This window comes from Dyella sp. 01L423, assembly GCF_056399945.1.
Genome location: NZ_JBFTSI010000002.1, coordinates 884,409 through 896,664, shown reverse-complemented (window position 1 = coordinate 896,664; position 12,256 = coordinate 884,409). Strand labels below are relative to the sequence as shown.

11 protein-coding genes are annotated in these 12,256 nt (G+C 62.9%); 9 read left to right on the top strand and 2 right to left on the bottom strand.

All coding sequences use genetic code 11. The features are described from left to right. The first annotated feature begins 86 nt into the window (after positions 1-86). The 5 genes from AC1DMY_RS10610 to AC1DMY_RS10590 all read left to right on the top strand — a co-directional run bounded on the left by AC1DMY_RS10610 (position 87) and on the right by AC1DMY_RS10590 (position 9,154). On the top strand, positions 87-3,140 hold the full coding sequence (locus AC1DMY_RS10610) for a putative baseplate assembly protein (RefSeq protein WP_477164913.1): 3,054 nt from the start codon (positions 87-89) through the stop codon (positions 3,138-3,140). Continuing rightward, positions 3,140-5,416, top strand: a complete 2,277-nt coding sequence (locus AC1DMY_RS10605; protein WP_477164912.1) for a hypothetical protein — start codon at positions 3,140-3,142, stop codon at positions 5,414-5,416. The genes AC1DMY_RS10610 and AC1DMY_RS10605 overlap by 1 nt, the downstream gene beginning before the upstream one ends. 10 nt (positions 5,417-5,426) lie before the next feature. Continuing rightward, positions 5,427-7,109, top strand: coding sequence for a DUF6519 domain-containing protein (locus AC1DMY_RS10600; protein ID WP_477164911.1), 1,683 nt, complete (start codon positions 5,427-5,429; stop codon positions 7,107-7,109). Positions 7,110-7,208: 99 nt separating this feature from the next. Then, on the top strand, positions 7,209-8,375 hold the full coding sequence (locus AC1DMY_RS10595) for a hypothetical protein (protein ID WP_477164910.1): 1,167 nt from the start codon (positions 7,209-7,211) through the stop codon (positions 8,373-8,375). After that, on the top strand, positions 8,372-9,154 hold the full coding sequence (locus tag AC1DMY_RS10590; RefSeq protein WP_477164909.1) for a peptidoglycan recognition protein family protein: 783 nt from the start codon (positions 8,372-8,374) through the stop codon (positions 9,152-9,154). The genes AC1DMY_RS10595 and AC1DMY_RS10590 overlap by 4 nt, the downstream gene beginning before the upstream one ends. Positions 9,155-9,171: 17 nt before the next feature. Here the strand turns inward: AC1DMY_RS10590 and AC1DMY_RS10585 are convergent, their stop codons facing one another. After that, positions 9,172-9,609: a VOC family protein gene (locus tag AC1DMY_RS10585; RefSeq protein WP_477164908.1), complete on the bottom strand. Its 438-nt coding sequence runs from the start codon at positions 9,607-9,609 to the stop codon at positions 9,172-9,174. 399 nt (positions 9,610-10,008) lie between these two features. Between AC1DMY_RS10585 and AC1DMY_RS10580 the strand changes: the two genes are divergently transcribed. The 4 genes from AC1DMY_RS10580 to AC1DMY_RS10565 are packed head-to-tail and all read left to right on the top strand — an operon-like array spanning position 10,009 to position 11,715. Further along, positions 10,009-10,461: a hypothetical protein gene (locus AC1DMY_RS10580; RefSeq protein WP_477164907.1), complete on the top strand. Its 453-nt coding sequence runs from the start codon at positions 10,009-10,011 to the stop codon at positions 10,459-10,461. 18 nt (positions 10,462-10,479) lie between these two features. Beyond that, a complete protein-coding gene (locus tag AC1DMY_RS10575) occupies positions 10,480-10,956 on the top strand; it encodes a GNAT family N-acetyltransferase (protein ID WP_477164906.1) in 477 nt (158 codons plus the stop codon). 30 nt (positions 10,957-10,986) lie between these two features. Beyond that, positions 10,987-11,235 (top strand): hypothetical protein, encoded by a 249-nt coding sequence (locus AC1DMY_RS10570; protein WP_477164905.1) that lies wholly within the window; start codon positions 10,987-10,989, stop codon positions 11,233-11,235. A 51-nt stretch (positions 11,236-11,286) separates the two neighbouring features. Beyond that, positions 11,287-11,715 (top strand): DUF4259 domain-containing protein, encoded by a 429-nt coding sequence (locus tag AC1DMY_RS10565; protein WP_477164904.1) that lies wholly within the window; start codon positions 11,287-11,289, stop codon positions 11,713-11,715. Between the two features lie 69 nt (positions 11,716-11,784). Here the strand turns inward: AC1DMY_RS10565 and AC1DMY_RS10560 are convergent, their stop codons facing one another. Beyond that, positions 11,785-12,252, bottom strand: coding sequence for a hypothetical protein (locus AC1DMY_RS10560; protein ID WP_477164903.1), 468 nt, complete (start codon positions 12,250-12,252; stop codon positions 11,785-11,787). Positions 12,253-12,256 lie beyond the last annotated feature (4 nt).

Genomic DNA, 12,256 nt, shown 5'->3' with positions numbered 1-12,256 from the left:
CGTCGCTCTACAACCGCCCGGGCTTGCATGCCCTTGGCTACCGGGTGGGCACCTATGCCGACTTTATGGCGACCATGCAAGTCGATTTGAGCTCCGCCGCTTTGCCGGCGCTGAAAGACCTGCGTACGCGCGATCTCGGTGACCCGTCAATGGCCTTGCTGGATGCCTGGGCAATCGGCGCGGACGTGATCAGCTTTTACCAGGAACGCATCGCCAACGAGGGCTATCTGCGCACGGCTACGGAGCGCTGCTCGATCCTGCAGTTGGGTCGCCTGGTTGACTATCGCCTGCGCCCCGGCGTATCGGCGAGCGTTTATCTTGCCTACACCCTCAACAGCAACTCGGGCCCTGTGACCATCCCTGCCGGGTCCAAAGCGCAGTCAGTGCCTGCGCCCGGCGAACAGATGCAGACCTTCGAATCGGCCGAAGCACTGGATGCCCGTAGCGAGTGGAATGTGCTGAGGCCTCGTCTGAGCCGGCCCCAGGACATTCGCGCCCGCGCACCGGCGTCCGATGGAACGAAGAAGCCTGCTGTTGCGATGATTTCGAGCATGAACGAGCTCTGGCTCGCAGGAACCGACCAGCACCTGAAGCAGGGCGATCGGCTGTTGTTCCTGTTTGGCGATCTTGCCACGGGCGAACAAGCCCTGCGCGTCGTCAAGTCGGCACAACCGCAGCAAACCACCCAGGTCACCAAGGTCACGCTGCAGGCCCTGGACCCGGCCACGACGGCAATCATCGATGCGGCTGGCGTCGCGCTCGATGATTTGGCCGCCTATACCTCCGATCCGGATTATGCGACTTGGGCGGGCGCGCTGAGCTGGGTGCGCCGGATGCTCCTGCTCGGTGGTGACAACCGCGGGAGTTACAAGCAGTTAATGGCCAGTGTGATGATCGGTCGACATCAACCGCGCTCCGATCCGCCACCCATCGTCGCATTCAGTCGTGCAGTGGATGACGCATTCGGCACACCGCCGGCGTCGTCGCCGCCGACGTTTGGAGCGCTGATTACCGCGCTATATAAGGCGCTGAAGCTATCGCCCAAGGCACAGCCCGCCAACAGCCTGCGCCTGGAGCGAAGCGCTGCAAAAGCTTTGGCGAAGACCAGTGATGCCCGGCCACAATTGCTGCTCAACTTCGAATCGAGGCTGGCCGGCAGCTTCTATGCGGGCTGGTCCGGCGTGCCGCTGGAAACGCCCTCACTAGCGTTGTCATCGGTCCATGTGCTGCGCACCCCAGCCTGCCTGTTTGGCTACAACGCTGCCGTACCTACCGGCCTGTATGCCAACCGCGACAAGTTGACCAAGGCTTCCCTGCGGTTCGTGCCAGGTCCCGCCCCCGACTGGAAGCCGTCGGCCCAGCACGAACTTGTCGATGTGCTGCAGTTGGACAATGCCTATGACAGCATCGAGGCAGACAGCTATGTCGTCATCCGGCAACCCGGCGATGATCCGGGTTCGTTGCCCGTGGTGGCCAAGGTGCGCAACGTGAAGATACATCCGCGTACCGCCTACGGGATGAGCGGCAAGACTACGGAGATCGCACTCGCCAACAATACCAAAGCGCCCCTATGGGACATCTCCCGCGACACCATTACCTCCAGGCTGCGCGGCACCCAGGTCTATGCGCAGAGCGAACTGCTGCAGCTGGCCAGCATGCCGATCGATGACGAGGTAGGCATGGACAGTCCAGCCAACCTTCCCGGGGACAGCGCCACCCAGCTGACCCTGGACGGCGCGATCGATGGCCTGAAGGTGGGACGCTGGGTCATCGTGCAAGGCCAGCGCGCCGATGTGCCTGGCTCTCATCCAGTGATTGGCGCCGAGTTGGTGATGATCGCCGGCGTCGAGCAGAGCTCCAGCAGCGATCTTCCCGGCGACACCGTACACAGCACCTTGGTGTTCGACGAAGACAAGGGCTTGTCGTATCGGTACGTGAGAAACACCGTCAGCATCTATGCCAACGTTGTGCATGCCACCAACGGCGAGACTCGCCATGAAGTGCTGGGCAATGGCGACAGCGCCATCGCGATGCCGAGCTTCGCGCTGAAACAGGCGCCGCTGACGTTTGTGTCCGCGCCGACCGTCAATGGTGTGCAAAGCACGCTTAAGGTAGTGGTCAATGGTGTGCAGTGGCACGAAGTGGAAAGTCTTGCCGATGCGGCGTCCGCCGAGCGCAGCTTTGTGACCTCCACCGACGATGGCGGCAAGACCAGTGTGACTTTCGGTGACGGTGTTCATGGCGCGCGAGTGCCTACCGGCATTGAAAATCTGGTGGCGAACTACCGTAACGGTATCGGCGCGTCGGGCAACGTCGATGCGGGCCAGATCAGCTTGCTGGCCACCAAGCCGCTGGGCGTGAAAGACGTGATCAATCCGCTGCCGGCGACCGGCGGCGCGGATGCTGAAACACGCGACCAGGCGCGGCGCAACGTGCCGCTGGCGGTACTCGCGCTCGACCGCCTGGTTTCCGTGGCGGACTATGCCGATTTCGCACGCACCTTCGGCGGCGTTGGCAAGGCGTCGGCGGTGAAGTTGGGCGGGCAGGTGTGGGTCACCATCGCCGGTGCCGGCGACATACCGATCGATGAAACCTCCGATGTCTATCTGAACCTGCTGCTGGCCATGCAACGCTATGGCGATCCGTCGCTGTCCGTGGGCCTCAAAGTGCGCGAACTGCTCACCCTCACGCTCAGTGCAAAGATCGGGCTGTTGACCGACTACACATGGGAGGCGGTTGAGCCGGTCTTGCGATCGCGCCTGCTTGAGCGCTTCGGCTTCGAGCGGCGCGAGCTGGCCCAGAGCCTGTATATCAGCGAGATCGTCGCCTGCATGCAGGGCGTGCGCGGCGTCGCGTGGGTCGATATGGATGCGTTCGGCAGCATCGACGAGGCCAGCATTCTGGCCGGTTTCCAGATAGATGATCGGGACAACGGCGACAACGTCGCCGGGGTCAGCCGCACTAGCTTACCGGAGCCGAAGTCTTCGCCAGCCACCGCTGCACAAACCGCGGGAGTGCTGAACTCGTCGGTGCCTGTGCTGGGTGCGCGCTATGGCGCCGATGGCAAGGTAAAACCAGCCCAGCTTGCCTACTTCCTCGCCGATGTGCCGGACACCTTGTTGCTGCAGGAGATCCCGTGATGAGCGCGAACCGCGATCGCCTCTACGACTTGATGCCGGTCGTCTATCGCATGCGCGATGCGGAGGTCGGCTATCCGCTGAGGGACTTCCTGCGCGTCGTGACGACCCAGGTCAATCTGCTGGAGGCGGATATCACGCGGCTCTACAACAACTGGTTTATCGAAACCTGCGATGACTGGGTCGTGCCCTATATCGGCGACCTGCTCGGCTATGGCTTGCTGCCGGAAGCGCAGGCCCTGGGGGAGGATGGTGCACCAGCCGCGAAGCTCGGCCGCGTGCTCGCCCCGCGTGCTGACGTGGCGAACACCATCGATGCGCGCCGCCGCAAAGGCACGCTCGCCTTGCTCGATGATCTGGCCCGCGACGCCGCCGGCTGGCCCGCGCGGGCAGTGGAGTTCTACCGACTGCTGGGCTGGATGCAACACCTCGACCACCAGCATCGCACCCGAGGCGGCACCGCCAACGTCCGCGATCCGGGCGTCATGCAGCGTATCCGCTGGGCCAATGGCGCCTTCGACCCGCTGGCTCACAGCGTGGATGTAAGACGCATGGGCAGCCATCATCGCCGTGGACGCTATGGCGTGCCCGATCTGGGCCTGTTCGTATTCCGGCTGCGCAGCTATGCGGTGACGGCAACGGCGGCGTATTGCGTGGAAGACATCGGGCCCCATTGCTACACGTTCAGCGTGCTGGGCAATGACACGCCGTTGTTTCAGCGCCCGGAGACTCCGCCGGCGGCAACCACCGTGGCGCAGGAACTTCAGTTGCCGGTGCCGTTGCGTCGTTATCGTTTTGCCGATCGCGGGCCGCTGGCCGACTACGCGAGCGTGTCCGCCGACATCTACGGCGACGGCAAGAGCGTGCTTATCTATGCACCGAACTGGCCATCCAAAGGGCAGGGCCAGCCGGTGCCGCGCGAGGCCTTGCTGCCAGCGGATCTGTCGGAGTGGCGCTACCAGATTCCCAGGGGCCGCGTGGCGGTCGACCCCGAGCGGGGGCGCCTGATGTTTCCCGCCAACGCGCGCCCCAAGCATGGTGTCTGGGTGAGTTATCAATACGGATTCGCCGCCGATCTTGGTGGCGGAGAGTACATGCGGGCCACACCCGGGCTGATCGGACGCGATCCGAAAACTCATGACCTGAAAAGTGCCACGCACTATGTTGTGCATACGAAGTTGCCGAACAGCGAGGCAACCCAGGCCAACCTCCCGCCCGGACATTTCGCCAGCATCGCTGATGCCCTGGTGGCGTGGTCCGAGGCCAAGGCAGCGGCGCCAGATTTGAAAGCGCTGGTCATCGAGCTGGCCGAGAGCGGCGTGTACGACGGCGGCATCGACCTGCAACTGGCGGCTGGCGAAGCGATCCAGCTGCGCGCGGCGGATCGCACGCGTCCGGTGCTTCGCCTGCTCGACGCGCAGGCCAATCAGCAGGACGCGCTCAGCGTGAGCGGCGGCCCCGGCAGCCGCTTCCTGCTGGATGGCCTGCTGATCATCGGGCGAGGCATCGAAGTCCACGTCGAAGGCGACGACGCGGATGCCGCCACGCCTGCGCCGGACCTGTGCGAGCTGGTGATACGGCATTGCACCCTGGTGCCGGGCTGGACGCTGCAATGCGAGTGCGACCCCAGGCGTCCTGGCGAGCCGAGCGTGACGCTGGATGGCACGCGTGCGTCACTGCGCGTGGAGCACAGCATCATCGGGCCCATTTCGGTGATCAGTCCGCCTCGCCGTGGCGAGCCGCCGCTACTGCAGTTATGCGACAGCGTGCTTGACGCTACCGGTCCGGCGCGTGTGGCGATCGGCGCGCCCGACGAGGCAGTCGCCTATGTAAACGCCAGCATCCGGCGCTGCACCGTGATCGGCGAAGTGCGGGCGCACACAATCGAGCTGGCCGAGGACAGCATCTTCGTGAGCCCGCTGCGTGTGTTGCGCCGCCAGCTGGGCTGCATGCGCTTCTGTTTTGTGCCGCTAGGCTCACGCACGCCTCAGCGCTTCCACTGCCAGCCTGATCTGGCGACGGCGGCCGCACCAATGACACAGCGACCCGCCGAGATCCTGCGCGTCACACCGTTGCTGCGCAGCCTTCGCTATGCGACACCCGACTATGTTCGCCTGCACGACTCTTGCTGCGAGGAGATCCGCAGTGGCGCGTCAGATGGCTCGGCGATGGGTGTGTACCACGATCTGTACGAACCGCAGCGCGAGGCCAACCTTGCCGTGCGGTTGCAGGAATACGTGCCGGCCAGCACCGACGCCGGCATCCTCTACGCGAGCTAGGAGATCGATCATGAAGGGTGACTTTGCACGCGTCACGTTCGATCCGACCCAACACCGGACACGCGTGCTGCAGCAACAGGGCAGGGTGCTGCTGGAGGCGGATTGGAACGAGCAGGTCGGCATCCAGCTCCACCTGCTGCATACGCTGATCCGCGATCTGGTGGGTCCGTGCTGGGCCGTGGGCAGCGGGTTCCAGGTGACGGCCGGCCAGGGTGGCCTGTCGGCATGGCCGCTGAAAGCGGGCCACTTCTATGTCGATGGCATTCTCTGTGAAAACGACGCCGACTGTACGCTGGGCAGCCAGCCTTATGCCCCCACGCCGCTGGACACTGCCGGCAGCTGGAATCAACCGCCGCCGAGTTTCGCGCTATGGCTCGATGTGTGGGAGCGGCATGTGTCGGCCATCGAGGCGCCGTCGCTGCTTGACCTTGCGCTGGATGGCGTGGACACGGCATCGCGCGCGCAGACGATCTGGCAGATTCGATTGCTTGGCTTGGAGGCGAGCCTGTTGGACAACATTACCGCTGCGCTCAAGCTACGCCTGAAAGCCGCAGGCAATGATGCTGCCGCGTCAGCGGCGATCAACAGCCAGCTTGCGCAGGTCGACGCCCTGCGCCAGTCGCTGGCCGCGGGTATCGCCAATGGCAGCAACCTGTGCCAGGCGATCGGCGGCATCCTTGGAGCGCGCGCCACGTATGCATGGCCACTTATGCAGGCCCAATTGGGGCCGGCTCCATCGGACATCGATCCGTGCGTGATCTCGGCAGACGCCCGTTATCGCGGATGCGAGAACCAGCTGTATCGCGTGGAGGTTCACCAGGGCGGGCTGGCAGGCGCCGCCGGTGGTGCGAATGGCGCCACCTTCAAGTTTTCCCGCGAAGACGGCTCGGTGATCTTTTCTGTGCTGGAGACTGCTACTGAGCAACAAGCCGATGGCAGCGCACAGATCGTCGTGACCGTGGCAAGCCTTGGTCGCGACCAGCGGCTTGGTCTCGCCGTCGATGATTGGGTAGAACTTGTCGACGACGACTACACGCTGGGCCAGCTGACTGGCCCTCTGCTCCAAGTCACCGCTATCAAGATCGCCAGCAAGCAGGTGATCCTTGCCCCGCCGACGGGAGTGGCTGCCTATGCGGTCAGCAATAGTCCGCAGAAACATCCGCTCATGCGCCGCTGGGATCAAAAGGATGGCGTGAACATGCAGGGCTGCGTACCGCTCATCGAAGGCGCGCCGCTTGACCTGGAGGACGGCATCGAAGTGACATTCTCCGTGGGCGGTGTCTATGCCACCGGGGACTACTGGCTCATACCCGCGCGCGTGGCGGGCAACGGCAGCCTCGATTGGCCCCAGAGCAACGGCCAGCCAGGCGCGCTGAAGTCTCGTGGCATGCACCACTATGCGACGCTTGGGATCAGCCAGGGCGCCGGCTCGTACGCCGAGTGCTGTTGCCGGTTCGATTCACTCTGCGCGCTGCTGCAGCGTTCGCCGAATCGTACGGCCTCGTTCGGGACAGGCTCCACGGCGAGTCATGCGGCGTCGCCCGCCGCCAAGCCTCTCGCAGAGTCTGCCGTCACCGGTGCGCCGACCAAGGTCAAAAGCAACGCCAGGACCAAGGCCAATGCGAAGACCGCAGCCAAGACCACGGTGAAGTCAACGCGAAAAAGGGCGCCAAAAAAGTCACCCACTCGCTAGAACAGCGAAGGCACGGGCGGCGAAAGCAACAGGGACCGATGGCGGGGTTCGAGCCATCGGCCGTGATTGGCGATAGGCACGCGAAGAGGGCGTAACTCGATGTTCGGCTCCGCGATCCTCGATGTGGCGATCGGCATCGTCTTCATCTACATCATCCTGAGCATGATGTGCTCGGCCATTCGCGAAGGCATCGAGGCGTGGTTGAAGACGCGGGCGGCTTATCTGGAGCGCGGCATACGCGAGTTGTTGAGCGATGTCGACTCGGGGAGCTTGACCCGGCAGTTGTATCAGCACCCCTTGATCGATCCGCTCTACTTCGGCGTCTATCCCGCGGCACCCCTGGCCATGAATCCGCGTTGGTACAGTCGCGGGCACAATCTCCCGTCCTATATTCCATCGCGCAATTTCGCGCTGGCCTTGCTCGACATGGCGGCGCGCGGACCATCCGGCCAGGCCGCCACTGATCCGACGCTGGCGGATAGCGTGGAGCTCTCCCTGGCATCGATACGTTCCGGTATTCAGACCTTGCCGAACGCGACGCTTCAACGCGTCGTCAGCATGGCGGTCAACACGGCAGGCGATGACCTGGAAAAGACCGTGCGGCATGTCGAGGCCTGGTACGACAGTGCCATGGACCGGATCTCCGGCATGTACAAGCGTGCGAGCCAGCTGGTCATCTTCCTGCTCGGGCTCGGCCTCGCGATCGGCTTCAATATCAACACGCTCGCACTGGCTGATTACCTCTACGCAAATCCGTCGGTGCGGCAGGCGCTGGTCGCCCAAGCCGAAAGTGCGGCCAAGCGGCCCGAGAGCAGTCCCAAGGACTTCGATCCCATCCAACAACTCATAGCCCAAACGTCGTTGCCGATTGGATGGGCGCAAGCCGACGAGGGGCATGTGCAAGCAAAAGCCGGACGCGCTTCGTATGCCTGGCACACCTTCGTGGCCCCTGCGTTGGGGTGGTTCCTGACGGCCTTTGCCGTCACGCTGGGAGCACCGTTCTGGTTCGACGTGCTCAACAAGATCATGACGTTGAGGAGCAGCATCAAACCCTCGGCATCAGGCGAACAAGGCAATGTCCTGGTGGAGGCGACATCCAAGAGCACAACACCGCCGAGCCAGTCGCTTCATGGAGTCGCGGACTCTTCAGTGATGGCAGCCGCGCACGACGCCGGGAGCGCGCAACTCGATGGCTGCGGCGCCAACCCGCTGGCGCCGACCCTGGACCAGGACCTTCCTTGTGCCCAGGGAGGCGTGGCGCAATGACCTATAGCCTGCTTTGGTTGCAACCGGTCCTGCGGCATGCGGGGCTGAAAGTGGCCACGGTCGATGGCTGGGAAACGCGCGGGCGCGGTGACATGGGGCACGTCGAAGGCGTGATGTGCCACCACACCGCCAATCCAAATCCGGGCAATATGCCGACGCTGCGCACGCTGATCGAAGGACGAACGGATCTCGCCGGTCCGCTGGCACAACTAGGGCTGGGGCGGGACGGCACGTTTTATGTGGTGGCCGCCGGTCGCTGCAATCACGCGGGGGCAGGTGTGTGGCAGGGCTGCACCACCGGGAACTCCAGTTTCATAGGCATTGAGGCGGAGAATTCCGGTGTCGGCGAGCCATGGCCGTCGGTGCAACTGGACGCTTATCGTCGTGGCGTGGCCGCCATCCTCGCCAAGCTGGAGCGTGGTGCCGATGCCTGTGCGGGCCACAAGGAGTACGCGCTGCCTGTTGGCAGAAAGAGCGATCCGTCCTTCGACATGGCGACATTCCGCCAATCCGTTGCCGGTGTCATGAGTGGAAGTTTTGCGGTGCGTCCCTTGATACCGTCGACGGAGCCGAACCAGCCTGGCCATGCACTGGGCCGACCAACCTTGCGACGCGGCGCGGTGGGCGAGCTGGTGAAGCTCATACAAGGCAAGGTCGGCGCGAGCCCGGACGGCTATTTCGGTCCTCATACCGAAGCCCTGGTACGTGCGTTCCAACGCACTCGCAGCCTGGTACCCGATGGCATCGTCGGTCCACTCACCTGGCAGGCCTTGAGCTAGCCCGCTGGCGAGGGAGCTCAACGGAGTTCTTGGGCGAGTCCGATGAGCAGGCCCTCAGGGCCGCGGATATAGCAGAGCCGATACGCGTCCTGATATTGAACAACTTCGCCTACCAGTTGTGCGCCTCGCTTCTGAAGCCTTTTGAGCGTCTCGTCGACGTCATCCACGGCGAACATGACGCGCAGGTAGCCCAGGGAGTTCACCGGGGCGTTTCGGTGATCGGCGACAGCAGCTGGGGCGAGAAACCGCGAGAGCTCGAGCCGGCTGTGGCCGTCAGGCGTGCGCATCATGGCAATTTCGACGCATTGACCGGGCAGTCCGGTAACGCGTCCGGCCCATGCTCCTTCGATCACGGTCCGCCCCTCGAGATCGAGGCCGAGCTCGCCAAAGAAAGCGATCGCCGCGTCGAGATCCTCGACGACGATGCCTACGTTGTCCATCCGTTTCAGCGCCATGCGTCCAACCTACAGGGCGGCCGTTGCCCTGGCAACGGACCGTGGGCAACTGTTCGTTCGGACGTCGTGTCGATGCGATTGCTGGCGCCTCGCGACGGGAAAAAGGCATAGAACAACCCACTTGCAGGGCCGCTCACCTGAGGTCTATTATGTACCTTGGTACCAAGGTACATTAATGAAAGAAAGCGAGCTGAGTTATCGAGGGCTGCCTATCTAGCCGCGGGGGTTTCAATGCGCATGAAAATCATAGTAGTCGGTGCCCTAGCCGCGTCTCTTGCGGTCGGCCTGGGAGTTGCCATGGTCCATTCGCAGAGCACTGCGAAAGGGGTGCACGGTGCACCTGGCGCACATCGAATTCACGGCACGTTGAACCCATCCTCCCAAGCCGGAGTGGCACACATGTATGCGGAGCGCGAGTTCGATTTCGAATTGCCGGGAACCGTGGCGGCACTGACGCCTTATTTTGGGCCAGTGAAAGAACGAGAGTGGGCGCCTGACTGGAGCCCTGAATTTGTCCGCCCCGCTGGCGGCGGCCAAGAAATCGGCGCCGTTTTCCAGACGAAATCCGAGTGGGGCGCCGCAACCTGGGTCATGGACCGCTATGAGCCTGAGCAGGGCAAGGTCGGCTATCTCATCTTCATTCCAGAGACAGGCGTATCACGCTACGACATCTCCCTGAGCCAGAAAGACCCCACTACCGTGCGCGTGCATGTTTGGTGCAGTCGCACGCCACTGAAAGACGCCGACGCCAAGTATCTTGCCCAATTCGAACAGTTCTTCACCGCGCAGGGCCCAGAGTGGCGAGAGGCGATCGCCAGCATGCTTGCTCACGCCACCGCTCAACCGCACTGATCTCATAGGGCAGCCACGATGGACGACGCGATCATCTCCGACAACACGATCGATTTTCTGGAGACGGCGGCAAACTGCAGCCTCTTTCATCGCATCAGTGCGCACATGACGGCCGAGCTTCGCCAGGGCGGCCACGACCAGCCCGAGGGCTCACTCACTCCGCATGATTTGGAGCATGCCCATGCGATCTTCGCGTTCCGCGATCTCTCGGTCACGGGCATGATCGTAGTCAGTTTTGCTGCTGATGCCGAACTTGCCAGGCTCTATCGCCTCTGGATTGTTCCCGCGGCGCGTCGCTCAGGCATTGGGCGCGCCCTGATGATGCAGGCAGAGCGTTTCGTGGCAGGGAAGGGCGGCAGGACCATCGAGTTCGATACAGGGCAGGATCTCATGCCTGCAGTTGCCCTCTACCGAAGCTTGGATTACAAGGAAAAGCCGTTTTTGGAGCGGAGTCCGAGGAGCCTGTTGTTTCGGAAGTCCTTGGCCGTCAGCTAAATTCGAATCTGGGCAACCGACGAAGTCACCATGAATGACAAGATGAAGATCGATCGCGTGCAAACAGGCGTGCGAATCGAAAAGCGGATCTTGAAAGTGCTCAAGAGCCTCGCAGAGACGATGGACATCTCATTGGGCGATTTGATCGAGGGGATCGCCTTGCACGCTTTCGAAAACAAGAAGCCTTTTTCGACCAGGACGCTGCAGCACGTCCAGAAGCTGCGCGAGGTCTACGGCCTGGATTTGACGGCCGAGGACAGCCACAAGTTGAAAGAATGAGCGTGTCGCGCATTCAAATTGTCAGCTAGCTATTGAAGTAAGGAGAGGCAGATGGGTGCTTGGGGTGCGAAGGTCTTCGACGACGACACCGCTTTGGATTTCCTCGAGGAGCAGCTTATTCCGCGAGCCGACCCACGAGCGGTCATGCGGGCAGCTTTCGAGACCGCGATTGCCGCCGATTACGTGGAGTATGACGCCGGCCAAGCTGTACTCGCTTGCGCGGCAGTCATCCTCTCGGCAAAAAACGGGCAACCATTGGACGATGACGAAACCGAGGCCCGTATCGCTTGGCGCGAACGCCTGGCCGCACTGGACTTCTCCTCGCTAGCCGAGCTTGGTTCGAAGGCGTGTTTGCGGGTATGCGGCCAGTCCAGCGAACTCAGGGAGCTCTGGGAAGAGGACCCCGATTTGCTTTCCGCCTGGACTAGCAATGTGGAGTCGCTGGCGAGAGGCTTGAAGCAGGGCAGTCCTGGCCAGTGACTCGCCATGCGGATTTGCGGGCCTAAGACGTGGAATCACGCCAAGCACTCACCGCCAAGCGCCAATGCGTTACGTCTTGGCCCGACGCCGCCCCAGGATCACATGCACCGCCAGCACCAGCGGTATCGCGAGCCCTACGATCCAATGGGCTAGAGCGCTCACGCTGCGCCAATAATCATCGGTGAGGTAGTAGAGCAGGTAACCGGTAAGCGTGAGCCAGGTGAGCGTGCCAAATAGGATGCCGCCCGATACACGTTGCCTGCGTGTTTGCCAGCCGGCAACGATATGGACTCCCCAGACAAGACCGAAGCTCCAGAGCGAGAGAAACGCCGCGACAGCGTGCAAGCGCAGCCACCACGGTTCCGACGGATGTGGCGTATCGCCAAACTCACCCCGGCCCATGAAGAAGTAGTGGAACGCGAGCCACAGCGCCCCGGTGCCCCATAGCAGCCATCCAACGCCGTAGATGAAGTGGCGACGACGCCTGGACAGACGCAGTGGCGTCCGATGATGGCCCACCACGGTGGGTGGTCGCATATGT